Origin of the sequence: Microbacterium aurantiacum, from assembly GCF_040532595.1 — a bacterium.
GTDB lineage: Bacteria > Actinomycetota > Actinomycetes > Actinomycetales > Microbacteriaceae > Microbacterium > Microbacterium chocolatum_B.
Map to the genome: position 1 here is coordinate 14,521 of NZ_JBEVYX010000003.1, position 25,436 is coordinate 39,956.

General features: G+C 66.0%; 30 protein-coding genes. 4 read left to right on the forward strand and 26 right to left on the reverse strand.

The features are described 5' to 3' along the window. Positions 1-182: 182 nt before the first annotated feature. The 17 genes from ABXJ56_RS15405 to ABXJ56_RS15485 form a co-directional block, all read right to left on the reverse strand. The gene (locus tag ABXJ56_RS15405) at positions 183-1,589 is read right to left on the reverse strand and encodes a M23 family metallopeptidase (protein WP_301135775.1); all 1,407 of its coding nucleotides are present in this window, start codon (positions 1,587-1,589) and stop codon (positions 183-185) included. Next, complete coding sequence (gene lnt, locus ABXJ56_RS15410) at positions 1,586-3,202, reverse strand: apolipoprotein N-acyltransferase (RefSeq protein WP_082334823.1); 1,617 nt, start codon at positions 3,200-3,202, stop codon at positions 1,586-1,588. The genes ABXJ56_RS15405 and lnt overlap by 4 nt, the downstream gene beginning before the upstream one ends. Positions 3,203-3,205: 3 nt before the next feature. Further along, the gene (locus ABXJ56_RS15415) at positions 3,206-4,144 is read right to left on the reverse strand and encodes a cytochrome c oxidase assembly protein (RefSeq protein WP_231718064.1); all 939 of its coding nucleotides are present in this window, start codon (positions 4,142-4,144) and stop codon (positions 3,206-3,208) included. 21 nt (positions 4,145-4,165) lie between these two features. After that, positions 4,166-4,447 (reverse strand): zf-TFIIB domain-containing protein, encoded by a 282-nt coding sequence (locus tag ABXJ56_RS15420; RefSeq protein WP_053549025.1) that lies wholly within the window; start codon positions 4,445-4,447, stop codon positions 4,166-4,168. Then, the gene (gene resB, locus ABXJ56_RS15425) at positions 4,444-6,162 is read right to left on the reverse strand and encodes a cytochrome c biogenesis protein ResB (protein ID WP_053549024.1); all 1,719 of its coding nucleotides are present in this window, start codon (positions 6,160-6,162) and stop codon (positions 4,444-4,446) included. Before resB ends, ABXJ56_RS15420 begins: the two co-directional genes overlap by 4 nt. Next, entirely contained in the window at positions 6,143-6,910 is a 768-nt protein-coding gene (locus ABXJ56_RS15430; protein ID WP_301135779.1) for a cytochrome c biogenesis CcdA family protein, read from the reverse strand. Before ABXJ56_RS15430 ends, resB begins: the two co-directional genes overlap by 20 nt. Continuing rightward, entirely contained in the window at positions 6,907-7,515 is a 609-nt protein-coding gene (locus ABXJ56_RS15435) for a TlpA family protein disulfide reductase (protein WP_053549022.1), read from the reverse strand. The genes ABXJ56_RS15430 and ABXJ56_RS15435 overlap by 4 nt, the downstream gene beginning before the upstream one ends. Beyond that, complete coding sequence (locus ABXJ56_RS15440) at positions 7,512-7,847, reverse strand: DUF6804 family protein (protein WP_053549021.1); 336 nt, start codon at positions 7,845-7,847, stop codon at positions 7,512-7,514. Before ABXJ56_RS15440 ends, ABXJ56_RS15435 begins: the two co-directional genes overlap by 4 nt. Beyond that, on the reverse strand, positions 7,844-8,380 hold the full coding sequence (locus ABXJ56_RS15445; protein WP_053549020.1) for a signal peptidase II: 537 nt from the start codon (positions 8,378-8,380) through the stop codon (positions 7,844-7,846). The genes ABXJ56_RS15440 and ABXJ56_RS15445 overlap by 4 nt, the downstream gene beginning before the upstream one ends. Continuing rightward, positions 8,370-9,041, reverse strand: a complete 672-nt coding sequence (locus ABXJ56_RS15450; RefSeq protein WP_082334822.1) for a copper resistance CopC family protein — start codon at positions 9,039-9,041, stop codon at positions 8,370-8,372. Before ABXJ56_RS15450 ends, ABXJ56_RS15445 begins: the two co-directional genes overlap by 11 nt. Further along, positions 9,034-9,945, reverse strand: a complete 912-nt coding sequence (locus ABXJ56_RS15455) for a cation diffusion facilitator family transporter (RefSeq protein ID WP_053549018.1) — start codon at positions 9,943-9,945, stop codon at positions 9,034-9,036. The genes ABXJ56_RS15450 and ABXJ56_RS15455 overlap by 8 nt, the downstream gene beginning before the upstream one ends. Before the next feature lie 13 nt (positions 9,946-9,958). Next, entirely contained in the window at positions 9,959-10,978 is a 1,020-nt protein-coding gene (locus ABXJ56_RS15460) for a flavin-containing monooxygenase (protein ID WP_053549017.1), read from the reverse strand. Further along, positions 10,978-11,640, reverse strand: a complete 663-nt coding sequence (locus tag ABXJ56_RS15465) for a DsbA family protein (RefSeq protein ID WP_053549016.1) — start codon at positions 11,638-11,640, stop codon at positions 10,978-10,980. Before ABXJ56_RS15465 ends, ABXJ56_RS15460 begins: the two co-directional genes overlap by 1 nt. Before the next feature lie 101 nt (positions 11,641-11,741). Continuing rightward, entirely contained in the window at positions 11,742-12,179 is a 438-nt protein-coding gene (locus ABXJ56_RS15470; protein ID WP_053549015.1) for a hypothetical protein, read from the reverse strand. Between the two features lie 47 nt (positions 12,180-12,226). Then, positions 12,227-14,119, reverse strand: a complete 1,893-nt coding sequence (locus ABXJ56_RS15475; protein ID WP_354000689.1) for a heavy metal translocating P-type ATPase — start codon at positions 14,117-14,119, stop codon at positions 12,227-12,229. 262 nt (positions 14,120-14,381) lie between these two features. Continuing rightward, positions 14,382-14,717 carry a Cd(II)/Pb(II)-sensing metalloregulatory transcriptional regulator CmtR gene (gene cmtR, locus ABXJ56_RS15480; protein WP_354000619.1) on the reverse strand — a complete coding sequence of 112 codons (336 nt, stop codon included), beginning with the start codon at positions 14,715-14,717 and terminating at the stop codon, positions 14,382-14,384. A 73-nt stretch (positions 14,718-14,790) separates the two neighbouring features. Further along, entirely contained in the window at positions 14,791-15,015 is a 225-nt protein-coding gene (locus ABXJ56_RS15485) for a hypothetical protein (RefSeq protein ID WP_197273038.1), read from the reverse strand. A gap of 451 nt (positions 15,016-15,466) precedes the next feature. Here ABXJ56_RS15485 and ABXJ56_RS15490 point away from each other — a divergent pair, with 451 nt between their 5' ends. After that, positions 15,467-15,955 carry a hypothetical protein gene (locus ABXJ56_RS15490; protein ID WP_354000620.1) on the forward strand — a complete coding sequence of 163 codons (489 nt, stop codon included), beginning with the start codon at positions 15,467-15,469 and terminating at the stop codon, positions 15,953-15,955. 336 nt (positions 15,956-16,291) lie between these two features. On the opposite strand, the gene ABXJ56_RS15495 is transcribed toward ABXJ56_RS15490, so the two are convergent. The 6 genes from ABXJ56_RS15495 to ABXJ56_RS15520 form a co-directional block, all read right to left on the reverse strand. Further along, the gene (locus ABXJ56_RS15495) at positions 16,292-17,383 is read right to left on the reverse strand and encodes a hypothetical protein (protein WP_354000621.1); all 1,092 of its coding nucleotides are present in this window, start codon (positions 17,381-17,383) and stop codon (positions 16,292-16,294) included. A gap of 56 nt (positions 17,384-17,439) precedes the next feature. After that, entirely contained in the window at positions 17,440-17,574 is a 135-nt protein-coding gene (locus ABXJ56_RS15500; protein WP_354000622.1) for a hypothetical protein, read from the reverse strand. 106 nt (positions 17,575-17,680) lie between these two features. After that, positions 17,681-18,043, reverse strand: a complete 363-nt coding sequence (locus ABXJ56_RS15505) for a hypothetical protein (protein WP_354000623.1) — start codon at positions 18,041-18,043, stop codon at positions 17,681-17,683. A 14-nt stretch (positions 18,044-18,057) separates the two neighbouring features. Continuing rightward, positions 18,058-18,318, reverse strand: a complete 261-nt coding sequence (locus ABXJ56_RS15510; protein WP_435405018.1) for a glutaredoxin family protein — start codon at positions 18,316-18,318, stop codon at positions 18,058-18,060. 238 nt (positions 18,319-18,556) lie between these two features. Further along, positions 18,557-19,012, reverse strand: a complete 456-nt coding sequence (locus ABXJ56_RS15515) for a ParB family protein (RefSeq protein ID WP_354000624.1) — start codon at positions 19,010-19,012, stop codon at positions 18,557-18,559. Then, a complete protein-coding gene (locus tag ABXJ56_RS15520; protein WP_354000625.1) occupies positions 19,009-19,692 on the reverse strand; it encodes a ParA family protein in 684 nt (227 codons plus the stop codon). Before ABXJ56_RS15520 ends, ABXJ56_RS15515 begins: the two co-directional genes overlap by 4 nt. Positions 19,693-20,232: 540 nt before the next feature. On the opposite strand from ABXJ56_RS15520, the gene ABXJ56_RS15525 reads away from it, so the two are divergent. After that, complete coding sequence (locus ABXJ56_RS15525) at positions 20,233-20,919, forward strand: ParA family protein (protein WP_354000626.1); 687 nt, start codon at positions 20,233-20,235, stop codon at positions 20,917-20,919. Between the two features lie 11 nt (positions 20,920-20,930). Continuing rightward, a complete protein-coding gene (locus ABXJ56_RS15530; RefSeq protein WP_354000627.1) occupies positions 20,931-21,593 on the forward strand; it encodes a hypothetical protein in 663 nt (220 codons plus the stop codon). A gap of 15 nt (positions 21,594-21,608) precedes the next feature. On the opposite strand, the gene ABXJ56_RS15535 is transcribed toward ABXJ56_RS15530, so the two are convergent. The 3 genes from ABXJ56_RS15535 to ABXJ56_RS15545 form a co-directional block, all read right to left on the reverse strand. Continuing rightward, positions 21,609-23,564, reverse strand: a complete 1,956-nt coding sequence (locus ABXJ56_RS15535; RefSeq protein ID WP_354000628.1) for a hypothetical protein — start codon at positions 23,562-23,564, stop codon at positions 21,609-21,611. 536 nt (positions 23,565-24,100) lie between these two features. Further along, complete coding sequence (locus ABXJ56_RS15540; RefSeq protein ID WP_354000629.1) at positions 24,101-24,340, reverse strand: hypothetical protein; 240 nt, start codon at positions 24,338-24,340, stop codon at positions 24,101-24,103. A 329-nt stretch (positions 24,341-24,669) separates the two neighbouring features. Beyond that, complete coding sequence (locus ABXJ56_RS15545; RefSeq protein WP_354000630.1) at positions 24,670-24,939, reverse strand: hypothetical protein; 270 nt, start codon at positions 24,937-24,939, stop codon at positions 24,670-24,672. A 178-nt stretch (positions 24,940-25,117) separates the two neighbouring features. On the opposite strand from ABXJ56_RS15545, the gene ABXJ56_RS15550 reads away from it, so the two are divergent. Further along, entirely contained in the window at positions 25,118-25,357 is a 240-nt protein-coding gene (locus ABXJ56_RS15550; protein WP_354000631.1) for a hypothetical protein, read from the forward strand. The last annotated feature ends 79 nt before the right edge of the window (positions 25,358-25,436 follow it).

The window sequence follows — 25,436 nt, forward strand, 5'->3', positions numbered from 1 at the left end:
ACATTGGACCCGCGGGGAGCGGACCTACTTGCGGTCGTGCGCCGTAGGAGCGGTGGCGTCAGGATGCTGGTGTGTGGCAGGGGTGCAGCGTGGCGCAGGCTGCGCCTGGTGGGGGCACTCTGAGGGTGATCGCCGCCTGGTGATGTGGGCTGGTCAGTCATGATGTCCTCCTTCGTTTCGGGTTAGATGGAGACGCCGCGGTCGGCGAGGAAGTTGATGGGGTTGACGGGTGACCCGTTGACGTAGGCCTCGAAGTGCAGGTTGCAGCCGAACGCGTTTCCGGTGTTGCCTTCGCTGCCGATCAGGTCGCCGGCGTTCACGCGCTGGCCGTATCCCACGTTGAACCCGCCGTTGCGGATGTGGGCGTATCCGGTGCCGATCCCGCCGCCGTGGTCGATTTTGATGTAGTTGCCGTAGCCGCCGTTGTATCCGGCGTAGACGACGGTGCCGGCCGCGGCGGCGTAGATCCCGGCGCTGCAGCCACCGCTCAGGTCGACGCCGTAGTGGTAGCTGGTCGAGCAGTATCCGTTTCCGCATTGCGAGCTGCGTGGCCCGAAATCCGAAGTGCGGCGCCCGGATGTGGGCCGTGCCCACCCGGAACTGACCACTCCCCCTCCGTTGCCTGCGGCGGCGAGACGTTCAGCCTCTGCTCGTTCCGCCGCTCGGCGTTGCTCCTCGGCGATGCGGGCAGCTTCGACGCCGGCCTGATAATCGGCGATAGTCTTCGCCGTGGTGTCTTGGAGAGCGGCGAGTTGGGCTTGCAGTTGACCAAGGTTGAGTGTCTGGGCGTCGAGGGCTGCTTGGGCGGCATCGGCGGCCTGCTGCGATTCGGACATCTTCTGCTCCGCGACCGCCTGCAGCCGGTCGCGCTCATCTCTGGCCACGACCGCCTGATCGGTCAAACTCTGCGCAGCGTCGCGCGCGGTGATCGCGGTGGCATACACCCTCTGGTTGCGTTCCAGCAGTTTGTCCATCACGCCCAGCCGCGTGAGCAGGTCGTCCGCGGTGGCGGCGGAGCCCGAGAAGAACAGCTCGAGAGAGGTCTGGTCGCCGCCGTCTCGATACAGCTGTGCGGCAACGCGGCCGGCTTTGTTCGCCGCGTCGGTCGCGTTGGCTGCTTCCGCGTCGGCCTGGGACTGCAGCGTGTCCGCTCGCACGGCCGCCTCGAAGTACTCCTGCTGGGCGGTGTAGAACGCACCCGCGGCCTGCTCAGCGGCGGTGCGGGTGCGCGCCACCTCGCCGGTGAGGCTTTGGATGAAACCCTGGATCCGCTGCACCTCGGCAGCCTTGGTCGCTTCGTTCGCTTTGGCTGCCTGCACGTCGTCCCAGGACGGATAGGTGGCCGCGAACGCTGAGGGCAGCAACGGGCCAGCCACGATCGGGGCGACCAGGCCAGCGGTCCCCGCGCCCAGCAGGGTGCGTCGGCTGACACCTGCCCGCAGCTCTCGGCTCTCGGCGGGAGTAGGTGCGCACCCGCATTCCTCTGCCCTCCGCGGATCTTCCCGCGCGGCCTTGGTGGGGACCACTTGTGGCGTTGCGCGCCCGTGGTCGTGTTCGTATCCGGCATGTCCCGTCCGCGCCGCGTTCATCGAAGACTCCTTCGGCCGGTCGGATGATTCGTGTCGCCCGACCGCGTGCGGGCACGGTGGGAGAAGCCGGCCGCCGCGAGAGCAACACCGGAGGCGAGGACGATGAAACCGGTGAGCCAGGGGCCGAGCACGATTGACGGGGTGAGCCCCGTGCGCAGCGGGACAGTGCTGACCGCGGCGCCAGCGGTGTCGACGCCGATGCTGTCGAGGGTGGTGCCGTCTGGGGCGATCACCTGACTGGTGCCCACCGTCGAGACGTTAACGACGGCGCGACCCGTTTCGATGGCGCGCATGCGGGCGAACGCGAGTTGCTGCAGGTTCTCGTCGGTGCCGCGGAAGTCGGCGTTGTTGGTCTGAAACACGAACATTTGCGCACCCTGCTGGGCGCCGTCCCAGATGACGGTGTCGTAGATCACGTCGAAGCAGATCGCCAACCCGACACCGACGTCTCCGACCTGCACGAGCGGGGGGTTGTTGCCGGGGGTGTATTCGCGTTGGATCAGACCGACCAGGTCAGGGACGATCAGTTCGTAGAACCACCGGTCGGGCACGTATTCTCCGAACGGGACCGGGTTGACCTTGTCATGCCACTGCCGGTCCGCGGGATCTGCGGTCCACAGCAGCGAGGTGTTGAAGACATCGCCGCCGCGGGTTGTGGCGGCGTTCATCAGCAGCGGTGCTCGCGCTGCCTTCACGACACGGTCCAGTGCGGCCGCGGCGGCGGGGTCGCTGAGCGGGTCGGCGTCGACGCCGCCTTCCGGCCAGGCCAGCAGATCCATCGGCTGCCCGTACAAGGGGCTTGTCGCTGATGTCTGAGCGGCGAGGACGTCGCCAGGCGCTTTTACGTCGAAGTACCCGGTCGGGCCGTTGCCCTGCACCCATCCGACTCGGAATGCCCCGGCCGCGGTGGTGGGGAACTGCGGCATCACAGCCAGGAGAACCGCGACGACGCCGACGGGGAGCAGGCCGCGGGCGAATCGGAACCCGCCCGCACGCAGCCACTGCACCACGGCGGCGCATACCATCACGATCAGGAACGACAACCCGGTCACGCCCGTCCACGACGCGACCTCGACGAACGGCCCGCCGACCTGCGTCATCCCGACCCGCGCCCACGGGAACCCGGAGTACGGCCACGCTCCCATCACCACCTCGCGTACCGCCCACAGCCCCCCGACCAGCAGCGGCACCGCGAGCAGCTGCACGGCGCCGCGTGGCCGGTGACGTGCGGTCCACCGGTAGGCGAGGGCGATCGGCACCGCGCCTACGCCGAACAAGATCGCTTCCAGCCCGGCGAGGGCAAGCCACGGCACCGGGCCGAGGAACTCCCCCACCCATACCAAGTGGGCGGTGTAGAACACGGTCCCGAAGACGGTGCCGACCAGCAGTGCACCGCCGATGCTGCGGCCGATCAGGCTCAGCAGGGCGACCGTGACGCTCACGAAAGCCAGTGGCCACCACCCGACCGGCGCGGACGCCACATCCAGGAAGACCCCGGCAGCGGCGGCCGCCGCTACCGCCGCCCAGAGCGGCATCGACCATGACGGCGCACGCTGTGGCGTCCCGCGCTCCGGCGCAGCAGCCGGGGCAGGAGGGGGCAGGGTCGTGGGCATCGGTCAGGTGTCTTTCTGGTGCAGTCGGGTCAGGTAGTCGTTGTATGCATCGAGTTCGGGGTCACCGTGAGCGTCGGCGCGGCGGTCGGCGGCGACGGCCTGGGCGGTGTCCTCGCGGAACCAGCGGTGCATCACGTAGATGAGCATCAGCAGGGTGGGAGCTTCGCCGTAGGACCAGGCCAGGCCACCGGCGAGGCGTTGGTCTTCGATCGGGTCCATTCCCAGCGCGCTCGTCGGCCCGGCGAACCCTTGCACGAGGGTGCTGGTGGCCATCATCAGGAACACGCCGAAGAACGCGTGCAGGGCGGCTTCGGCGAACACATCCAGAGCGCGTCCACCGTGGCTCATCCGCACCGGGAGCGGGTCTGAGGACAGAATCGGGATCGTGAACAGCATCCCGGCAACCAGGAACCCGACCTCGAGGAGAGTGTGGCCCGTGACGGTGGCAAGGATCGGGTCGGCGAAGTTCGCCAGGTAGAGACCGTAGAACGCGGCCAGGTACAACGGGACCGCCAGCCACGGGCTGAGCAGCCACCGGGCGGTCCGGCTGCGCAGCCCCGCATGTGCCGCGCGGAGGATCAGGAGGCCGGCGCCGTGGTGGGGCGTGGCGCGCAGCAACAGCGTGCCGGGAGAGCCGAGAACCAGCAGCGGAGGGATTGCCATCATCAGGGTGAGCTGCTGGAACATAAACACCGAGAACAGCGCGTACCCGTACCCCTCGACTCCGAGCCCGGTAACCGCGGCGAGGACGATGCAGCCGAGCAGGAAGCTGACCGTGCGCCACACCGGCCACTGACGCCCCAGCGACCACAGCCGCACCGCGCCGGCCAGGTAGGCGACGGCGAGCAGGCCTGCCACTACTGGCAGCAGTGGCAGCGGCAACGGCCCAGGGCTGAGGAAGCCGAGCAGTGTCGGCGGTGCCCCGGGGATCCAGTCGTTCACGGTCTCATCTCGGTTGAGTGATCAGAAGTCGAAGAGGTCGCCGAGGAAACCCTCTCGACGGCGCTTCTCTCCTCGGTCGTGACGGGAATCGCCTCGGTTCGGTTGAGAGTCGCTGCGGCCGTGGGGGGAGTCGCGTGATGGTGGTGCGGGGTATTCGGGCGCGCGGGAGTCGGAGGTGCGGTCGATGATCTTGTCCAGTTCGCCGCGGTCCAGCCAGACGCCACGGCATTGCGGGCAGTAGTCAATCTCGACACCGGAACGCTCGGTCACCACGAGCAGGGCATCGTCAATGGGACATTTCATCGGTTTTCTCCTTCGGGAGGGATGTGGCTTGTGGTGCCGGTCAGCGCGGCGGCATGAGTGTCCGCGATGTCGCGGACGGCTTTGTGGAGGGTCGGGTCTTCACCGCGCGCGAGGCCGGCGTATTCGACACGGACGCCCGCAGGGGTGGTGTGGGCTTTGATCCACACGCGGCGGCGGGGTACGAACATCCCGGCGATCAGTCCCAGGGTGGCGAGGGTGGCGAAGGCGAGCACCCAGGTGCCGGAGGGGTCGTTTTGGATCTGCAGCGACGCGAACCGTTTCACCGGTTCACCGACCACCGCGGTGTCGTCCTCCCAGGTGATCGTCCCCCACCCGTTGGGAAGGTCAGCGGTCGCGCCGGGGGTGAGCTCGAGCGACGCGGCGCCGGTGTCGGCGCCGGTGTGCTGGGTGAGCCCGTCGACATCGAGGGTGTAGACGGACCGGGGGGTGCCGTCATCGATCCCGAGGTCACCGCTGAACACATTGAGAGTGAGCACCGGGTTGATCGCATCCGGGTACACCGACGTGTACGCACCGGACGGCAGCACACCCTGGGTGGGGTAGAAGAATCCGACCAGACCGAGCTGCTCAGGCATCCCGTCCGGGACCTTGATGACCCCCAAGGAGGTCATGAACGAGTCCTGCGGCAAGAACGGCTGCGATTCGCTGAATACGACTTCCCCCGCCGGGTTCCGGATGGTGAGGGTGGGCGCGTACCCGTTTCCGAGCAGGTAGATCCGGTCACCTTCGACGGTGATCGGATAGTTGACGATGACGCTCTCGCTGCGGTCGTCCTGCCCGGGTTGGCGGATGGTCACGTTGGCGGAGAAGTCCCCTGCTTGCCCCGCGCCGGGGGCTCCGGGGAGCTGATACGTGACTTCGAACTCGTCGAGGGTCATCGAGTACGGGGCGAGGCCGGTTCCGTCGATGAACCGGCCCGGGTCAAAAGAGGAGTAGTCGCTCAGGGCGTTGACAAACGTGGTGCCCTCCACCACGACCCGCTGTCCGGTGTATGCGAACCCGCCGCCGATGCCAGCAGAGACCAACACCCCAATCAAGGCAACATGGAAGACCAGGTTCCCGGTCTCCCGCAGATACCCGCGCTCCGCCGAGACCGAAGCCCACCCGCGGCCGTCGTACCTGTGCACCCGGTACCCGGCGCGGCGCAGTTGCCGCTCCGCGAGCTCAATCGCCTCTTCCGCCCCGTTCTTGGTCGGACCCCCTGCCGATACGGTGACCTCCCGGTAGTCGGAGAGTCTGGAGAGGCGGGCGGGGGTGCGGGGCGGCTGGGATCTGAGGGCTTTGTAGTGGTGCTTTGCGCGGGGTATCACACAGCCGATGAGGGAGGTGAACAGCAGCAGGTAGATCGCGGAGAACCAGGGCGACTGGTACACGTCGAACAGGCCGATCGCGTCGGCGAGAGGGAACACCTCCGGATTGTCGCGTTCCCATTTGATGACGCCGTTGGGGTCGGCGGTGCGCTGTGGGAACAGAGACCCCGGTACGGCGGCGATCGCGAGAAACAGCAGCAGCACCAGGGCGGTACGCATACTAGTCAGCTGCCGCCACGCCCACCTCGCCCAGCCCACGATGCCGAGCGCGGGCGAGGTCACGTCCGCGGCATTGTCACCGTCGTCGCTGTCGGCGTGGTCGCGAGGTCGGAGCGGGTCGACAGCCTCGTTCGTCGTATCGGTCTCAGAGTGGGAGGGGGACATTGATCACCACCTGTTGCAGTGCCGACATCAGCGCCGTCCACGCTCCGGTGACCATCAGCAGCCCGAGGAGGATGAGCATCACTCCGCCGATGATGTTCAGCGCGCGGATGTGGCGGCGCAGGAATGTCACGGACCGGGATGCCCATCCCCACCCGGCCGCAAGGATCAGGAACGGGATCCCCAAGCCGAGGGAGTAGGCCAGGCCGAGCAGTCCGGCGCGAGCCGGGTCGCCCAGGTTCCATGACATCGAGATGATCGCGGCGAGGGTGGGACCGATACAGGGCGTCCAGCCGACGCCGAGCGCGAAGCCGAGCAATGGGGCGCCGATCAACCCGGCGCGGCCTCGGGCGCGGGGGCGAAGGGTGCGTTGGGCGAACCCGAACAGGCCGAGGAACACCAGCCCGAGGAGGAGGATGATGACCCCGAAGACCCGGGTGAGGATGTTCGCGTACTGCAGCAGCAAGTATCCGAACGCGCCCCCAAGGATGGTGACGGCCACGAACACCACGGTGAAACCGGCGATGAACAGGGCCACCCCCAGCAGGAGTCGTGCACGCTCTGTCCGCACCGTCGTTCCTGACCCTGTTGAGGTGGTTAGGGTGTCGGTGGTGGTGCTGCCGAGGTAGCCGAGGTAGCCGGGCACGAGCGGCAACACGCACGGGGACAGGAACGACACCAGCCCGGCGAGCACCGCGACCGGGACAGCCACCCAGAGGGCACCGTCGACGATCGCCACCCCCGGGTTCACGGGGCATCCTCCGCGAGAGCATCGGCGACGAGTGTGGAGAGGATGGACGCGGAGGCCAGCTGTCCGATGATCCGCGCGGCGACTCTCCCGTCACGGTCGATGACGAGGGTGGTGGGGGTGGCTTGGATGGGGGTGAGCTGCGCGAATGCGAGTTTGACCTGCCCGTCGTTCACATCGATCACGCTCGGGTAGGTGATGTTGTTATCGCGGGCGAAAGAGAGCGCGGTGGCCGGCTGATCGTAGGTGTTCACGCCGAGGAACGCGACACCCTGGTCCTGGTACTCCTGCCACACCTCTTCCAGGAGCGGCGCTTCGACGATGCACGGCCCACACGCGGCGTACCAGAAGTTCACCACCAACACCTCACCCCGATAGTCGTCACTGGTCACCGGGTCACCGGTCTCGGTAACACCCTCGAACACGACCGGATCCCCCCGTTCCGGCTCCGGAATCTCCACGACCTGGAAATCGCCGGAGATGTAACCCTTCTCATTGCCGTCCCGGTACTGCTGCGCGAGGGAGTCATCCGCCGCACATCCGGTCAGTAACGTCGCCGCGAGGAGCAGGGCGACAGCAGTCCGGGTCCGGCCTCTGTGCGTGGTCATGGGCGGCGCACTTTGATCAGCGCACCGGCGACGAGGAATACCACGGCTGCGACCGGTTGTGCCGCCGTCCACACGGGCCCGGTGAACGGGAACGGGAAGACCGGGTTCCAGATCACCACCATCACCGCGAACACGGGCACCCACCACCACTGCCGCGCCTGCACCGCGAACCACGCGACAATCACGCCCAGGATGGAGGTGAGAAACAGCACCGCCAGGAACCAGTCGTTGCCCATCAGCACCGGTGCGAGGAATAGGGCTGCCGCGGCGAGCAGGCTCGGTGCGAACGCGTTGCGCTGGTAGGTCGAAGGGTTTCGCTGTTTCGTCGTCATCGTCCTGCCTCCAGGGTGGGAGCCGTGACCGGGGGTTCATCCGTGGCTGTTGTGGGGGTGCGGCGGTGACGGATCCAGAGACTTCCGGCCAGGACGATCACGCCGGCACCGAGAGCAACGTCGGCGAGGTTGCCGATAAACCAGTTGCCGTACGCGAGGAAGTCGGTGACATGGCCGCGGCCGAACGCGGGTGGCGCGAAGAGCCGGTCGATGAGGTTGCCGATCGCGCCGCCCAGGATCAGCCCGATCCCGACCGCCCAGCCGGTGGTGCGGGCGCGAGCTGCGGCGACGATGAGAACGACGGTCGCGGCCACCCCCAGCAGGGTCAGCAGCCATGTCGCCCCGGACCCTAAGGAGAGGAGGGCTCCAGGGTTGAAAGCGAGTTGCAGACCGAGCAGTTCACCCAGCAGTGGGATCCGCTCGTCCTCTCTTAGCGTGGACAAGGCGGCCGCCTTGCTGGCCTGATCGATCAGCACCACGCCTGCTGCGGCGATGCATGCGAGAGCGAACCTGCGTGCTTGGTTACGACTCATTTGTAGAGTCCTTCTCTGCGGGAGCATCCCGGGCGGCTCGCGCGGCGGCGGCACGGTCGAGTTGTCGACGTTCCCTGCCGACCATCAACACGATGACGAGGGTCGCCCCGAGGACGACCACTCCCCCGAGCACAGCGAGGATCGCGAAGGTATCGCCGCCTCCGGAGGTCTCGCCCCCGTATCCGTTGTCAGCGGGCGCTTCGGTCGCGGTCGGTGCGGGGGTCTGCGGAGCCGTGCTCGGTGTGGCGGCGGGTCTACTCGCGACGGCGTCGGTGGGTGCGACGGTGTAGGTGTATTCGCCGCTGATCGGATGGCCATCACTGGAGACGACTTTCCACCGGACGGTGAACAGCCCGGCCGGCGGGTTCGGGGCGAGCTGCTGAGTGATGGAGGTGCCATCCTCTGCCGGTGCATCGGTGGCGATGTTCTTCCCATCTGGGGCGATCACGTCGACGGCGGCGGATTGCATTCCCGCGATGAGTTCACCACTGAAGGACAGGGTGATTTCTGTCGGTGATCCGGTGATTGTGGATTCCGCTGCCGGAGAGGAGGAGACCAGTTCGTCGTGCGCTTGGGCGGGGGTCGCAACAGCCAACGTCAGTCCGGCTCCGAGGAGAAGGGTGGCCAGGCTGGTGATGAGTGAGCGGCGGTGGTTACGCATGGGTGGTGTGTTCTCCGGGGTGGGATTGCGGTTCGATCTGGAACGTGGCGTGCTCGATGCTCACCGGAAAGTGTTCGGAGACACACTCCTGGAGCTCTTGCAGCAGCCGAGCGGACTGTTCCGGGGTGAGGGTGTCGTCGACGACGACGTGCGCGGTCAGAGTGGGCAGGTCCGTGGAGACTTGGGAGGCGTGCAGGTCGTGCACAGCGACCACCGGCGGGAGCTCGAGGATGTGTCGGCGTACCTCCGCGAGATCAAGGCCGGGAGGGGTGGATTCGAGGAGGACGCTGCCGGACGCGCGGAGCAGGATGAAGGTGCGCGGGATGATCAGGAGAGCGATCAGGATGCCGGCGACCGCGTCTGCCTGGTACCAGCCGAGGGTGGCGATCAGGATGGCGCTGACGATGACACCGACGGAGCCGAGTGCATCATTGAGGACCTCGAGGAATGCGGCGCGCATGTTCAGGTTGCGTGTGCGACCGCTCATCAGCACAAGCAGGGATGCGATGTTCGCGACCAGGCCGACGATCCCGAAGAACAATAGGCTGCCCGACGCGATCTCGGGCGGCTCGAACAGTCGCCGTACGCCCTCAACCAGCGCGAAGATCCCCACACCGAGGAGCAGTGCGGCCTGGGCGAGGGCGGCGAGCACTTCCGCACGCCGCAGCCCGAACGTGTACCGGTCAGACGGGGGCCGGTTCATCAGATGCGCGGCGGTGACCGCCATCGCGAGGCCGATCACGTCGGTCAGCATGTGCGCGGCGTCCACGAGCAGGGCGAGGCTGCCGGTGATGATCGCGCCGATGACTTCGATCACGAACACGGACGCGGTGATCGAGAACGCGATCAGTAATCTGTTCCGAGGGGTCGCCTCCCCCGTGTCGTGGCTATGGCCAGCGCCCATGATGGTCCCTCTCTTACGGCCGGTTGATGATGTGGTGCGCGATCGCTGCCGCGTCCGCGGAGACCCCGGCGATGGTGTCGACGCCGCGGCGGCTGTACTGCGGGAATCCAGCGACGAACAGGCCAGGTAAAGGGGTCGTTGTGCGCCGCGGCCCACGGATGCGTGCCTCATCGGGAAACCAATCGTCTCCGGGGAGGTAGCCGGTCGCGAAGATCACAGAACCCGGTGATGCCGTCGTCCCGTCCGCGAAGGTCACCGCCCCACCCCGCGCGTGTGTCACCGCCGGGGCCATGCGCACACCGGCCTGTTGCAGCCGTTCGTAGCTGTCACCGAACACCGGCTCCGGACGAAGTTCTCCGCCGAACAATGGCCGATGCCGCCCCGCTGCCGACGGGTAGCTCACCAACGGGCGGTGCGCACGGCGCGTACGCGCCGCCAGGGTCACCGCATGGGATCCGGCAAGCTCCCGCGCGATCTGCAGACCGCTGTTGCCGCCGCCGATGACAAGCACATCGCGGGTGGGAATCTGGCGGGGATACTGGTAGCTGCTGCTGTGGATCGCGACACCGGGCACGCTCAGTGCGGTAGACCATTTGGGAAGTCGGGGGTAGGCGGCAGCACCCGTGGCGCAGACAATGTTGCGGGTCTGCACCTCACCGACAGAAGTGGATAGATGCAGCGTCGATCCATCGCCACGCCGCTCGACCCCGGTGACGTGGACACCCCAGGCTGTTTCGACACCGATCGCGGCCTCGACCACCTTGAGGTAACCGACCATCTCATCCACCCTGGGGTGCAGCCGTTGATCCCCCGGATGCCGGCGAGCCGGGAGAGCGCTGTGTCGGGCGTCACTGAGCAGCACCATCGAGTGCCACCGTGACGACCAACTACGCTGACCCGGAGCTGCCGCATCGATCACGACGAAATCCTGTTGGGGTTGCAGCCCTTCCGCGCTGAGCGCCGCAGCGACAGCAAGGCCCGACTGACCGGCGCCAACGATGATCGCCCGACGGCGCGCAAGACTGGCAGGCATCACGGGCCCGTGCTCAACGCTTGCGTGATGGCCTCCTCGAGATCGTCCCACTGCTGCAACTCGAGCGGTTCCCCGTCGACGAAGAACGTCGGGGTGCTGGAAACACCCAGCGCCTGACCCTCGTTGAGGTCCATCTCCACCCGGGCCAGCGTTTCCGGGTCCGCGATCGCCGCGTCGTAGGCGGCCATATCTAACCCGAGCTCTTCCGCGAATCCGCGGAAGAGGTCTGCGCGGGATTCCTGCGACTCCCCCCACTCGGCCTGCGTCTCGAACAGCCGGTGATACATATCCTCGAACCGGTCCTGCCCGGCAGCGGCCTCCGCAGCCAGAGCCGCGTTGGTGGAGTTGGTGTGACCGGGGAGCGGGAAGTAGCGGACGACATAGGTGATCTCACCGGCGAACTTCTCCCGAATGTCTTCGACGATCGGGTAGAACGCCCCGCACGCCTCACATTCGAAGTCAAGGAACTCCACCACCGTGACCGCACCCTCACCCCCGTCGTCCAGAACATGCGAGTTCGGTCGCACCACCGATGCCGGCTCCCCCTCCCCGCCCGGGGAAGGCGTCGAGCGTTCGTTGACAAGGACATAGATGACCGCCGCCAGGATCATGGCGACGACGACAGCGACAGTGATCAGCGTCGCTTTTACAGGGGTTTTCATGGGGGTACTCCGAACGGTCGCGACACGTGGGCATGAGAGAGATATCCCCGGCAGGTACGCCGGAGAAGGGTCACCACCACAGACGGGTGGCGTGCCAGGTGTCAGGTTCGGGAAATGCTCAACTGTGTCAGCGTGAACGCGGCGGCGCGGGGCGGTGCCGGCGTGGGCAACAGTGCTCTCAGCAACGGCAAGAGTTTTCGTTCAGGCTGCGGACGCCGGGTGCGATGCACCCACCGGGTCACCACGACCAGCAGCAGCCCACACAACACCCCGAGCACACACACCGCGACGCCCAGCAGTGCGGGACTCGTCGTTCCCTGATCGATCACCGGTGCACCAGCGGCGATGGGCGCGATGTGCGCGTCCACATGCTCCGTGACAGACGAGACGGTCGGTGCGGCCGCCTCGGGCTCGGTGTGGGTAGCCATCCACGCCCCGACGACAAGCAACAGCGCCAGAGCCACGCTCGTAATGATCCTCGTTATCAGCAGGCGCTCACTCAGAATCACAGCATCCTGTGTTCGAGTGGCCAAGATCATCCCGAGCAGTCTACCTTCCACGAATCAGCCGGTTGCGGTGCCGAGATTCAAGCAACCGTCAGCGCGGGCTCTGGTGCGACTGTCGTGGACATGCTGCGGGCAAGGGCGGGGCGGCGGGCAGCGCGGACACCGTTGGCGATGACGATCAATTCGGCGATCTCGTGAACCAAGACCACCCCGGCCAGGCCCAGCACCCCAAACAACGCGAGAGGGAACAGGACGACGATGATCGCCAACGCGAGGGCGATGTTGGTGGTCATGATCCGTCGGCCGCGTCTGGCATGAGCAAGCGCGGCGGGGATGAGTCGGAGGTCGTGGCCGGTGAAGGCGACGTCGGCGGATTCGATCGCCGCCGCGGACCCTTTCACGCCCATCGCGATTCCAACCGTGGCCGTGACCAAAGCGGGCGCGTCGTTGATGCCATCGCCGACCATTGCCGTGGGCCGGGTGGCGACCAGGGCGGTGATCGCGTCGGCCTTGTCTCCCGGCAGCTGTTCGGCTTGCACGTCGGTGATTCCGGCCTCGCGGGCGATCGCGCGGGCGGTGCGGCCGTTGTCGCCAGTGAGCATGACCGTGTCAATGCCCTGCGCGTGCAGCATCCGCACGGTCTCCGCCGATTCCGGGCGCAACTCGTCGCGCACTCCGACCAGGCCGGCGAACCTCCCGTCAACCTCCACGACCACAACCGTCATTCCCTGCCCGGCCATCTGCTCCGCGATGTCGCTCTGCTCGCTGACGTCCAACCAACGTGCGTTGCCGACACGCACGGTGCGGCCACCGACTCGGCCCGTAATACCATGCCCCGCGTCCTCCAGCACATCCACCGCGGCCGGTGCATTGGGCGCGGCCGCCGTGATGGCCGTGGCGAGGGGGTGCGTGCTGGTCGCTTCGACTGCCGCCGCCCAGGCCAGCAATCCCTCGCGGGTGACGCCCGGCGCCGGGTGTACCTCGACGACGACGGGCTGGTTTCGGGTGAGGGTGCCGGTCTTGTCCAAAGCGATGGCGCGGATAGTGCCGAGTTGCTCGAACGCCTCGCCCGACTTGATGATGACACCGAACTTGGACGCGGCACCGATGGCGCTGATCACCGTCACCGGGACAGCGATCGCCAGAGCGCAGGGGGACGCGGCGACCAGGACGACGAGCGCACGTTCCGTCCACGTTCCGGGATCCCCGATCAAGAAGCCGAACAACACAATCGCAGCGGCCGCAATCAGCACCGCAGGAACGAGAGGCCTCGCGATCCGGTCAGCAAGCCGCGCCCGATCGCCTTTTCGTGCGTGTGCCTGCTCCACGAGCGCGACAATCTGCGTCAAGGAATTGTCACGGCCGTCGGCGGTCGCCTCGATCCGCAAGGTCGCTGCCCCGTTCACGGAGCCCGCTGCCACCAGGTCTCCCGAGGCGACGTCGACGGGGATGGATTCGCCCGTGACCGCCGACGTGTCCAGACTCGACCGTCCCTCCACGACCACACCGTCGGTGGCGACGCGTTCGCCCGCGCCGACCACGAGGATGTCAAGCTCCCGAACATCCGCAGCAGCGATCGTGACATCGCCGTTCAACCGTGACACTCGTACCGTCTCGGGGATCAGCGACAGAAGCGCGCGCAGACCTTCTCTCGCACGATCCATAGCTCGATCCTCGAGGGCCTCGGCGAGGGAGAACAGGAACGCGAGCGTCGCGGCCTCACCGACGTGACCGAGCAGCACCGCTCCTATCGCGGCGATCATCATCAACAACCCGACACCGAGGCGACCGCGCAGCAGCCGGCGGAGGGCGCCAGGAACGAACGTGCAGGCACCCGCCAGGAGCGCCACCCACTGCAACAACAGCGCGGGAACAGAGAGCCCGGACCACTCGAAAACGTACCCGGCAAGAAGGAAAACACCGGAAAGGACCGAGGGGAGCAGCGCAGGATCCCGCCACCACGGCGACCGCACCTCCGGCTCCTCCCCCGCGGTACCGGTCACCGCCGCCGAGACACTCGGACCGCAGCACGCGTCCCCGTTTTCGACGTGCAAGGGTGTTGCGTCAACGGCCAGTGCGGCGGGCTCGCCCGGCGAGCAGCAAGAATCCGCGGCCACCCGAGGTGCAGACAACTCGATTCGCCGTACCGTGCCGGCCTTACGGGGCTCGTCCGGACCGCAGCACTCCTCGCTCATCCCGCCCACCCCGTCCGCTCGAAGACCGATGCCCCGTCGGTCATGCGCAGCACTCGCACGCGTCGTCAACGCAGGGGACACCCTGATCGACAGCAACCACAGCCTCCAGTAGATCGCGCATCCCTCGGGTCAGATGAGGATCGGAGATCTCGTATCGCGTGCGGCGCCCCTCGGGTGTTGCCACCACCAGGCCACACCCTCGAAGGCAGGTCAAGTGATTGGAAACGTTGGTGCGAGTCAACTCCAAGTCCCGAGAAAGCTCTGCCGGATACCCAGGCCCGTCCAGTAAAGACAGCAGAATCCGCGAACGCGACGGATCGGCCATCGCCCGACCGAGCCGGTTCATCACATCAAGACGAGAAGAAAGAGTCAGCACACGATGACTATACAGCCCGGGATGACCGGTTGAGAATCTCCGTTGGTCGACGCGCCTACGACTGAGCTCGCCCCTATCGCTCTTTGAGCCGCAATCTCCTGGCCAGGAACCCCGCCAGACCCCCGAAAAGAAGGCAAACGACAGCGATCGGCACCGCGACCTTCCACCAGACATTGCCGGTGAGCAGATTGGCCAGGAGCACAAACAAACACAACGCGTTGAACGTGAAGGCAAAAAGGACGAATCGAGTGGATGACCAGCGTTCACGCTCGGCCGGACGTTTGACAGCAGAAGGCACGACGATCCATTCACCGGAGAAGATGCTCCGAGAATACAAGTAGCAAACACATGCCACCCGAATAATGATCAGTCCAGATTCCCCTGCGGGAGGTGCCATCAATCGCCCTGTTCCTCGCCGTGTGCGCTGGCGCCTCCCAAGGTCCGCCAGGCGGCCTGTCTCAGGAAAGTGTCACGACAAGGATGCCGCGCAACCCTCAGAAGTGTCCTTCCGGCGCGACACCTAGTGTCATCGAGTAGCGATACCGACAGCGGCTGTCGGAGACGCTCGGGGTGGAGATTTGCAGTGAGATCGGAGCCTGACCCGGTTTCCCTTCCACTCCTCAGGGACTCAGTCGTCCTCGTAGAATCGCAGTCGCGTCCGCTGCAGGCGGCGGTCCATCAAAGCGTGACGCGCCTCACTGAGCGAGGCGAGAGTTCTTGAGTCGAGCGGAGCAGGCGCGACGCGAAATGTGCAGCAACCCGTAGCCGGCTCCGACGCGCCACTTCCGATCGTCGATGTCCAGCGGCGGTGGTCGAAGGAACTGGATCACACGGCAGCTCAACAGCCGAAGGGAGCGACGACGAACCCAACGGGGAACCTCCGGCTGAGTCGGGAAGCAGCACCGATCAACCACCTGACATACTTCCGCGCGGAGTTCTTCGGTGAGTTGCCATGGACGCCGAGGGAAGGCCATGACACCGAGCAGGAGGCCATCGCGGAGTTCAGCGTCTGGGTTGATGGGCATGACATCGGACCAGTCGAACTGAGAGTCAGCCATGACCCGGAACGCGTGTCAGGCCAGGGCAATGTTCCGACGGTAATCCATTGGGGTCCGGACCTCGGAAAGGTACTCAAGAGCACGAACTACATCGGTCAGTACGTGACCCTCGAGAAGAAGGCCTCAGGCGGCTTCAACCTCGTAATCGGGCGAGAACCTCGAGGCGACTACATCGTCTGATCGCGCTCGGCGGCCAGTGCCGCGAGAAGTCGAAGTAGGTGGGGTGCGGGCACACTCATCCACTAAGCCGCAACCGGCACAAGGCCCTGCAGCGCCTCTCCGACGACACCGCAGAAGCTGCCACCGCAGAAGTCGCTGGAACGGAGCGAGGATGAAGACGGCGACCAGTCCGAGTCGTGAAACGCGGGCGCGCTTCTGGTGCGTGACAGAAGCCTGAGCCCGTAGGACGGGTGCCGACGCCGGGAAGTGTCACGACAAGGTCGATCGGGGAGCACCCACGACAACACGATCTACGTGACATCCAGTGTCATCCCGCCGCATTCCCGACAGCGGCGGCTACTGCCGATTCCAGTACCCGCATCCCCCCTGCGTTGTGAACACCACAGCTGTGTCGCCTATCTCGGCAACGACCCGAGGCGCCGCGATCACAAAATTGTTATCGACGATGTTGCCGTTCGAGTCGCGCGTCTCCCAGTAGCAGTCGCTGACGTTCTCCGCGACGAACGTGCCTCGTACCATCTGGCCGGGGACCTCGTACGATCCGCCTGGCGCTACTCGAGCGCCGTTCGACTCTGCCTCTCTGATGGCGTCGCCCTCGGCAGACTTCGCGCGCCATGTCTCTGCGTCGGGGTGGTTGGGACACAGTGTGAGCCAGACACGAGTGTCCGCTGCTTGCGCGGGGCTCAGCGAGTCGAGGCGACCGTAGAATCCGCCTGTCCCGCTGCCAGCGCAGCCCTCGTACACGGCATAGAGGATTGCACCTTCGGTGCTGTGGTACTCGTCATAGCCGGCTGCTCGAGCGGCGGCGACCGCAGCCCGCTGGAGGGCTGTCTTGACGTTGACCTGCGTGGAAACGGTGGTCGTGCTGAAACCTTCGTCGCACCTGTATTGACCTGCCCACAGGTCATCGAATTGCCCTGAGCCGTCGGGGTTCAGCACCAACTCCCGGTTGTCGTACGAGACTCCGGCGTCAAGGTTTCCGCAGACGAGAGTGATAGGTGCCGGCGGGCGACCGACACGGACTCCTGCTCGCGTGACGCTGCTGGCTGCTGCCTCGAGCGCTTCCGCGGATGCGCTCTCGTCGGCTTGGAGCGCCACCAGCACACCCAAGGCGTCTCGAAGCTCTTCGCGGGCGTCGGGGTCACCCCACATTTCGCTGTCGGTAAGCAACGCCTCGCCTTCGGAGGCCTTCGACACAGCGTCGTCACGAGCCGCCGTCAGCCTCGCAGCTTCCGCTCTTGCCGCTTCCTCTTCCTCGGCGTTCTTGGCTGCAATCGCCTCCGCAGCGGCTTGCTCCGCGGCCGCGTTATGGGCCGAGACTGATACCGCAGTCGCCACCCCCGCGCCGCCAATAGCAAGCGCGGCTCCTACGGACGCGATGATGATTTTCTGTCTACGCGTCGCGCTTTTCCAGCCCCCCAGCTTCATACCGTCATTCTCGCTGACCGGGAGGTCGGGTCTGGAGAGTTCTCAGCCGATTTCTCTCACGTAGAGAACGATGTGGCCCGGGGGATCGTGGCGTGAACGCGTTCGATCGCGGCGTAGCTGCTGGCGGCGTCGACCTCGACGGTCGTCGCCGTCTCATCGGCGCGGGTCGCGTGCGCGAGTTCCCAAAGCATGAGATCCATTCTCCGGGAGGCAGACGACAGCCCCGGCCGGAAAGGGAATGGGCCGGGGCTGTCGCGGTCTGTGGTGGGGAAAGGCAGGCGCCCCTCCCCCGTGATGCTACTGGTCGTCTCGTCGGGGGTTGCGGGTGATCTGAGCGGTGGCGTGGCTGAGATCGGCGCCGATGTGGGTGGCGTCGATGACTCGCCGGTAGACGAGTCCGTCGCGTCCTTCGAAGCTTGCATCTCGCTCGATGCCGACGACGATCACGGCGTCTCCCTTGCGGAGTGTCGCCGCGGCGTTCGCTCCGAGGGTGAACTTCGCTTCGACATTGTGCGCGAGCGGTGCGGCGCCTTCGATGCGGTCATCGCCTCGGCGCTCGTAGGTGTTCTCGAGCACGGTGAGCTTGACGATCTGGATGCTGCCTGCTGCCTGCTCTTCGGGGTCGGCGGCGAGGCGTCCGGTGACGTAGCGGTTTCCCATGATGGGTGTTCCTTTCAGTGAGCGTTGAGGCGGGCGAGGCGGTCGATGTGGTCGGGCCGGAACCCGGACCAGTGATCGTGCTCGTCGACGACAACGACCGGCGCCTGGGAGTACCCGAGATCTTCGGTGATGTACTCGTGCGCGCCCTTGTTCTCGTCCTGGGTGACGTCGACCTCGACATAAGGGATGCCCTTGGCTTCCAGCTGCTTCTTCGTCATGAAGCACTGTCCGCAGCTCGGGCCCGTGCTGTACACGGTCACCTTCACATCGGTCATCGCCTTTCCCTTCCCTCAACAATCCTTTCTGCCTGGCTGGCAATGAGAGATATGGCCGTGAGCGCAGTCGCGGAGTGCGCCGGGCGGCGGTACCGGACTGAGCGCAGCGAGGGAGGATAAGGAGTCGCCCGGCGTGACGTAGCGGCGTAGCCACGGCATGATCGAGTGCCAGACAGAGCGGAAACCCCTGAATCGAACTGGGCCGCGTAGCGGCGCCCTGAGCGCGTCGGGCGCGCTCTCACCCGCCGAATGGGCGGCCAGCGGGCAGGCTCGCGGTGTTCGCCTCGAACGGCTTCCCGTCGTTATACGCGAGCTCACGGCGGCGCACTTCTGCCTCGATAGCCTTCTCGATCATGTCGGAGTAGCTTTCGTCGGGCTCCAGCGCTCCCGTCGCACGGTAGGCCGCGCGGGATCGGGCACGGACGGACGTGTGAACACGCACACTCATCGACACCTTCGGCTCCTCGGTGGGCGCCTGGACGGCCGGCGCGGGGCGTGTCTTCTCGCGCGGGCTCGCCGCCGGCGCGGTCGTCGGAGTCGGCTCGGGGGTCGGTGCAGGGGCGACCGGATCGACAATCTCGGGGGCGTCGCTGGCCTGGGGCCGGTTCTTCTTCAACAGGCGCTCCACTCCCCCGGTCTGCGCCGTCGCGCGGGGAGTAAGGCCGGAGATCGTTCGGCGGGGCGCGTCGGTCATGCTTGCTCCGATACGGCTGCGTTTTCGGACAGGGTGATGCGGGACACGATCTCTTCCGTGATCGCCTGGAGGTCGTCAGCGACATTCGTCGCAGTGCGGGGCGCGAGGGTCGCCGCCTCCGCCTGGCCACGGCGGATCTCGAACCACTTCGGGCCGTTCTGCACGAACTCATCCAGCTCGGGCACGAGAAGTCCACGCTCCCGCGCAGCCTGCGCGGTCGCCTCCGAGTGGCGGATGGTGGCCGTCAGGGTGATATCGGCGTAGCCGCCGAACAGGTCGCTGATCTGCTGCCGCGCTTCCCGCTCGATCCGGGTCGCTCCACGCCCGACGTCGACGAGAACGACACCGAGAAGGTCGAGGTCAGGGTTCACGTCGATCACCGCATCCAGGCGCTTCGCGACGGCACTGAGGCCCTTCCTGCTGGCCTTATCGCTCTTGACCGGGACCAAAGCCCACCGTGCGGCCGCGACCGCGTTGGTCTGGAGCATTTCATCGCCGGGAGGGCAGTCGATCAGGACCATGTCGTACTCGGGGGCAAGCGGCTCGAGAGTCTGCGCAAGGGCGAGCTTGGCCCGCATGGGGTCCTTCCCCTGCATGGCTGCAAGGCCGGCGCTGGCGCTATCCAGCGACTCGCCCCTCCCCAAGAACGGGTCCTTCAGGCGCGAGACTGCCCGATGCATCAGATCCGCATCACTTGTGCATCATCACCGCAATGTTAGTGCAATGCCGCCGCAATGTAGACGCAAAGGGTGCGCATGCCCCCCATCTTTGTTACGCCATTGCTACGCGCACCGGACGTTTTAGACGCGCTCTGCTCTATGTATTGCCACACTGTGTTTGCGCAGCAGGCCGGGCTCGTAACCACAGCACCGGCGCGAACATGGCACACCACCGGCGGAAAAGTTATGCGTTGTCCACGGCAATCCTGGGGAACCTTTCCAGCCGCTCTGTAGAAGACACGCGCTACAACTGCTGGGTGTCACGGCTGCGGTCCACTAGCGTGGGACGTGTAAGGACTGCACTGCCACTGCGCATGCATTGCGGGCTAACGCCGAGGAGTATGCGAACACCCCGTGCAATAGCAACACGGAGAACACGTCCGCAAGGCGCGGAGCCTGCGCATCATCTGCGGTGTAATTGCACCATGTGCACACATGTGATGCGGATGTGATGCACAGAAAAGTCGAAGGCCTCGGACACGAATCAAGTAGGGGAGTGGGATGCGAGTCATCTCGGTGACAGGCCAGAAGGGCGGCGTGGGGAAGTCCACGACGGCGATGAACCTTGCGGCCACGCTGTCGCGAGCGAACAGGGTTCTGGTGGTCGACGTCGATCCTCAGAGGACGTCGACCTCGTGGGCAGAGAGAGCGGGGGATGACCTGCCGTTCGACTTCGCCAGCAACACCGATCCGGATGTCATCGCTCAGATTCGCCGGCTCGATCACGACATCGTGGTTGTGGACACGCCAGGGAACCTTCAGGCAGCTCCGGTGCTCAACGCCGTCTTGGCTCAGTCGGACTTCGCCATCCTCCCGATCACGCCAGCCTTCGTCGACATCGACCCTGTCCACGAGACCGTCCGGGACTACGTGCGACCGAACAACGTGCCCTACCGACTGTTGCTGAACAGGGTCAACCGTGCGCGTGGTGATCGTCGGTTGGACGCGTGGAAGGAGCTGCTCGACAACGGTGAGTTCTTCGCCGGCGAGACCGGGCTCCCGCGCTTCACCAATCACATCCGCATGTCCGCGCTGGTCGAGGACATGCCCCTTGAAGGACGCGTGGTGACGCAGTACAACGACACTCGGGCGAGCCAGGCGGCGATCCAGGACTACACCATGGTGTCGCTCGAGCTGACAAGCATCTGGGCGAACGGCGGCGATAGCCTCAGCGAGCGGAAGGTCTGACAATGGCTCGATTGGATCTGGCGAACACTTTGAAGGCTGCCGTCGCGCCGGCGCCGACGCCGGCAGCCACACCGGCACCGGCCTCTCCGACTGTCGAGGCAGACGTCGTCGATTCGCCGGCACTCGACACTGAACCCGATCCGAAGGAAGCCGACCACCACGAATCTCCGAGCGCCGCGGAGATCCCCGCGAAGAACTCGGACGATCCGGGGGAGAAGCGGCGGCGGCCCTCGGCAAGAAAGGCGGCCCGACCGGGGTCGCAGACTGTCCCTCCTGCAGAGCGGCCGGAGAAGACCACGGAGACGGCAGAGTCGGGGATGTCGTTCTACCTTCCGGAGTCGATTTCGGACCGGTACCTCGCCTTCCGTCTTCAGACGAGACGCTCACGCCAAGTGATTCTCTTCGACGCCATTGAGGCGACCGTCGATGATCTGCCGAAGCTGGTCAAGGAAGCTCTCGGTGAGGAAGACAAGCCGAAGCGCACGCTCTTCGAGCGGTCGGGCAATGTGAAGACGCCGGTGAGGGTGGGGGACGGGGAGCCCAAGGTCATACACCGGGTTCGTCTGACCAAGACCAACCGTGACGTGCTCACGGATCTCGCCGAGCAGTTCGGCGCGCCCTCGCGCACGTTCCTGATCGTCGTCGCGCTCGACGCGTACCTTCCAAAGGCCTGACGAGCTCTCCATCGGCTAAGCAGCGAGAGCGAGACCTCGTTCGAGGAAGCCGGCCTTCACCAGCCGCGCTGCTTGCGCGTGGTCTGCTCGGCGTGTGGGCCCGCGAGGGTACGCAGCGTAGTCAGCTCGATCCGATTCGAAGTGCGTGGGTCGTCGTCCACGGCGGTGCTTCGCCTTCTTCTCCATCCAGGTGATCTCCGCCTGCCACCACGCCCAGATCAGGCGCTCCTCGTCATATCGGCGACGACGTTCGGCAAGGTAACCGTCGACGTCCAATCTGCGAGCGACGAAGTCACGAACGGTGGGGGAGAGGCGGCGCCACCCGCCGTCTTCACGACTGATGAGCCCTGCCGCACTCAGCTGTGAAAGACGTCTCCGGATCATCTCAGGGGAGACCCCTGAACGGAGCGTCAGCTCGGACGTGGAGGAGACCCCGTTCTCCGGGGTGAGCTTGTAGAGGAGCCCATTCGTGCGGCCCAGACTTCTTGGAGCTGCGAAGACGTCGTGCGCGAGCAGTTCCAGCCGTGTTCCGATTTCCCGAATGGTCGCCCGGTAGAGGGGGTGGAGGTCGTGGTTGGCGCGCATACGCGCTTGTGTCCGGTCTTGTCTCAGTTCCTCTGTGGAGAAGCGAGGGTGAAGTCTGTATCGCTGCGCGTGGGGGCCTTCCGGCTCGCCAACCCGCTCGATCCACGGCGAGGTCATGTCGTCCTGGGCGAGTGCCCGGAGAGCGGTGTGCACGGTGGTCCTGCCATAGCCGGTGTCGGCGGCGAGCCGGCGGACGTCGGCTTCCACAACGTGCTGGGCGCTCTGCAGCATGTACAGGCAGAGGGCGTCAAGAACTGCTCGCTGGCTGTGGGTCCCTCCCACCCGTCCGTTGTGCGTTGCCCACAGTCCGGGAAGAGCATCAGCGCGTGCGAGCGCCTTCTGGACCGCAGCGGTCACAGTGCTGACGCGGTCGCGGTAACCGGCGTCGTCGCCGGCGGTCTTGCGCGGGTTGCTTGCGACGAAGGCCACTGCGTATCGCCAGGCGGCGGTGAGCACCTTGGTGACCTGCTGGGTGGTCCGGGCGACACGGCGGTCACCGATACGGCGGGTGCGGGCGTGTTCGAGGCTGGGTGCGGTCGGGAGCAGCTCGGCGATGTCTCGGTATCCCCAGCGGGCGTCGGCGCATGCGATGAGGACGCGCGCGAGAGTGTGGGAGGTGTCCGTGCCGGCGGGCCCGTGCAGTACGGCCTCCATCTTCATGCTGAGCGGACGGCGGGCGCCGCGCAGGCGTAGTTGACCGTCTTCGTCGACGGTGATGCCGTGCGGGAGGGCAGTCTGCGGGGCCGGCAGCTCAGCGCCGAGGTCGCCAAGCAGAACGTGGAGCTGGTCGAGGAAGCCGTCCGGCGCACTGTGCTCGGAGATCGCGCCGTGGTCGCCGACGGGGTTGGAGTACCCGGACGTCCGGTGTGGTGCGTAGGGCGGGCGGACGCACCCTGCAGCCGGGTTCAGGAGCGGCTGCGGGTCGAGAGAGGGAAGGAGACTCTTGGCGAGCAGTGCGACTTCGCGCACGGCGTGGGCGTCTTCGGGCTCAAGCAGGCGCACCCAGATGTGGCGGCCGCCGGACGGCCCGGAGATGCACAGCAGGTGGGGGACGTTCAGCTCGGAGAGCCAGTACGCCATCCGCTCGGCGTCTCGGCGCGCGTTGCCGCTGTTGGTGTCGAAGTCGAAGCAGAGGTAGCGGTAGCGGAGGTCGTCGTCGGCGAGGAGCATCGCCCACGTCGTCGTCGGAGCGGACTCGGCCAGAGGCCACAGTCGGTCGTACTCGTTGAGGATCTCACCGGAGGCTGCGCGGCTGGCCACACGAACGTCTGCCCTGGGTGACAGGCGACGGGTGAGCGCCCACACCTCATCGAGGGTGTAAGGCGACACGCCGAAGGGGTCGACTGTCTCACCGGCGCTGGGGTTGCGGACTACCATGACGATCACCTCTTGTTCGTGGGCATGACAAACGCCCCTTATGTCAGGGGTCCAAATTCACATCGCTCGTCCCGACGGCGGTCGGCAAACTCATGTCGGTTCGAGCACCTAGAGCTTCCAGGCCCTGCACTCGCCAAAGTGCGGGGCCTGACTCATCTACGGCGGCATCCGGAGCTCTCCTTCCGTGCGGTCTGCCAGCAGCTGCGGGAGCATGCAGTGGTCGGTGCGCTGCGGGGTCGACGCAGCATGCGCAGTCGGCGACGCCGGCTGCGAGCTCATGGGGGCGACGGACGCGCGGGGAAGAGAAGTGGGGAGCGCTGTCAGAAAGCGCGACACGCCGATGCGGTCTTCGGGCGTCAATGCACGCGAACCACGATGGGGTCGGTCTACCATCTAGTCATCTCCTCCCTGCGGGTAGGTACAAAACGGCCCCGGCGCCAACCGGTTCCTCACACTTAGCTCTCCGACTCCGTCGCCAAACAGTTCGTCGGAAGAGCGACTCAGCTTTCAGGCCCTGCACTCGCCAAAGTGCCGGGCCTATTGCTTTACTCGGGCGGCATGGCGAGTTCTCCGTCCTTGAGTTCGGGGGAGGGCCACCACACCGGGACACCGCGGACGGTGAGCTCCTCGTCGAGGTGGTCGATCATCGCTTCCAGCAGCGCAGCAGAGGACACGTTCAGGTGCAGCGCCAACTGCTCCAGACGCGTCTTCCGTCGCCGTTCGATGACCAAGCTGAGACGCGCGGGGTCCACGCGGGTGTTGCGGGGGAGTTTGCGCGCCGTCATGCGTTTGACGCTAATGGTGTGTACACCATCATCTTCGGAGGCGCGCGGGTCGGCGGCAATGACCGAAGAGGCGGTGCGCGAGAGAGGCACAGTCGTCACGTGAGTGTCCGCCGTGTCGAGCTGGGGGAGTGGCCCCTCGACGTTGAAGAGATGCCAGCAGCGACACGCGGCACTCGGGTACGAGAATCCGCCCGCGCGCAGCGGGGTTCGGGTAGCATAAAAGTACCTCCAGGCAGAAATGTCAGATGGTTATCCGGACCAGAGGTTTGGTCGCTGAGGTCCGGCGAAATGTTTGCGGGGGCCCCGTCTTCGGACGGGGCCTCTTCTTTTCAGCTTGCGATCTGGTGGCTCATCTCCCTCAAGGTCGCGATGCTAGGGATGGACCCGCGCGCGTAGTCGTCTACGTCGGCGGGGGAGTCCTGCGGGTTGAGGCCGTCCAGGGTCTCCAAAGTCTTGGTGGGCTGGGGTGCGAGCTCGGGCATGTTATGCACGTTCGCGGCAATCCAAACGAGGTAGTCCCCGTAGCTGAAGCCCAGCAGCGTCGCGTTGCGCTGAATCACTTCTGCAAGGGGGCGCTCCGGCTTCGCGGCGATCGCCACCCGATCGCCCTTACGTGGTCTTCCCATGGCTCAAGCATGAGGTTCAAGCGGTTTCGATTACGGTAACGACTCGGCGTGTTGCGATTACCGTAACGGGATCGACGAAGCCGCTCACTCGAGCCACCCCTCGAGGGAGGGGACGCATGGCGCGTCCCGGGTTCCTCAGTATGGTGGCCGCATGCGGCTGCTCCCCATTCTGGATTCGTCCGGCAAGCCTTCTCTCTGGATCAACGCGGATCATCTCGTGAGTGTGCAGGCGGTCTATCGCGGCGGCGCAGTCGGCATCGCGCTCACCGTAGAGCTCAAGGTGGACGGGATGCCGCTGCAAAGAATTTCGTTGGGCGAGTATCGAGAACGTGCGGAAGCGGAAGCTGAGTTCGATCGATTCTTGTCTGATCTGCAGCACCCGGAGAAGTAGATCCGACCACGAAACCGACAGGAGCCCTCTGCCTGCCGGCGCTTCGCTGGCGGCGGCGGCGCGTGCGTGCTCGACAACT

What these genes read in the sequence shown, in the direction of transcription:
- ABXJ56_RS15455 (WP_053549018.1), bottom strand. Translation starts at nt 9,945, where the DNA reads ATGGGCGCTGGCCATAGCCACGACACGGGGGAGGCGACCCCTCGGAAC.
- ABXJ56_RS15470 (WP_053549015.1), bottom strand. Translation starts at nt 12,179, where the DNA reads ATGATCTTGGCCACTCGAACACAGGATGCTGTGATTCTGAGTGAGCGC.
- ABXJ56_RS15420 (WP_053549025.1), bottom strand. Translation starts at nt 4,447, where the DNA reads ATGAAATGTCCCATTGACGATGCCCTGCTCGTGGTGACCGAGCGTTCC.
- ABXJ56_RS15540 (WP_354000629.1), bottom strand. Translation starts at nt 24,340, where the DNA reads ATGACGGCGCGCAAACTCCCCCGCAACACCCGCGTGGACCCCGCGCGT.
- ABXJ56_RS15525 (WP_354000626.1), top strand. Translation starts at nt 20,233, where the DNA reads ATGCGAGTCATCTCGGTGACAGGCCAGAAGGGCGGCGTGGGGAAGTCC.
- ABXJ56_RS15405 (WP_301135775.1), bottom strand. Translation starts at nt 1,589, where the DNA reads ATGAACGCGGCGCGGACGGGACATGCCGGATACGAACACGACCACGGG.
- ABXJ56_RS15460 (WP_053549017.1), bottom strand. Translation starts at nt 10,978, where the DNA reads ATGCCTGCCAGTCTTGCGCGCCGTCGGGCGATCATCGTTGGCGCCGGT.
- ABXJ56_RS15450 (WP_082334822.1), bottom strand. Translation starts at nt 9,041, where the DNA reads ATGCGTAACCACCGCCGCTCACTCATCACCAGCCTGGCCACCCTTCTC.
- ABXJ56_RS15435 (WP_053549022.1), bottom strand. Translation starts at nt 7,515, where the DNA reads ATGACCACGCACAGAGGCCGGACCCGGACTGCTGTCGCCCTGCTCCTC.
- ABXJ56_RS15510 (WP_435405018.1), bottom strand. Translation starts at nt 18,318, where the DNA reads ATGACCGATGTGAAGGTGACCGTGTACAGCACGGGCCCGAGCTGCGGA.
- ABXJ56_RS15495 (WP_354000621.1), bottom strand. Translation starts at nt 17,383, where the DNA reads ATGAAGCTGGGGGGCTGGAAAAGCGCGACGCGTAGACAGAAAATCATC.
- ABXJ56_RS15500 (WP_354000622.1), bottom strand. Translation starts at nt 17,574, where the DNA reads ATGCTTTGGGAACTCGCGCACGCGACCCGCGCCGATGAGACGGCGACG.
- ABXJ56_RS15550 (WP_354000631.1), top strand. Translation starts at nt 25,118, where the DNA reads ATGCGGCTGCTCCCCATTCTGGATTCGTCCGGCAAGCCTTCTCTCTGG.
- ABXJ56_RS15515 (WP_354000624.1), bottom strand. Translation starts at nt 19,012, where the DNA reads ATGACCGACGCGCCCCGCCGAACGATCTCCGGCCTTACTCCCCGCGCG.
- ABXJ56_RS15465 (WP_053549016.1), bottom strand. Translation starts at nt 11,640, where the DNA reads ATGAAAACCCCTGTAAAAGCGACGCTGATCACTGTCGCTGTCGTCGTC.
- lnt (WP_082334823.1), bottom strand. Translation starts at nt 3,202, where the DNA reads ATGCCCACGACCCTGCCCCCTCCTGCCCCGGCTGCTGCGCCGGAGCGC.
- ABXJ56_RS15445 (WP_053549020.1), bottom strand. Translation starts at nt 8,380, where the DNA reads ATGAGTCGTAACCAAGCACGCAGGTTCGCTCTCGCATGCATCGCCGCA.
- ABXJ56_RS15505 (WP_354000623.1), bottom strand. Translation starts at nt 18,043, where the DNA reads ATGGGAAACCGCTACGTCACCGGACGCCTCGCCGCCGACCCCGAAGAG.
- resB (WP_053549024.1), bottom strand. Translation starts at nt 6,162, where the DNA reads ATGTCCCCCTCCCACTCTGAGACCGATACGACGAACGAGGCTGTCGAC.
- ABXJ56_RS15520 (WP_354000625.1), bottom strand. Translation starts at nt 19,692, where the DNA reads ATGCATCGGGCAGTCTCGCGCCTGAAGGACCCGTTCTTGGGGAGGGGC.
- ABXJ56_RS15440 (WP_053549021.1), bottom strand. Translation starts at nt 7,847, where the DNA reads ATGACGACGAAACAGCGAAACCCTTCGACCTACCAGCGCAACGCGTTC.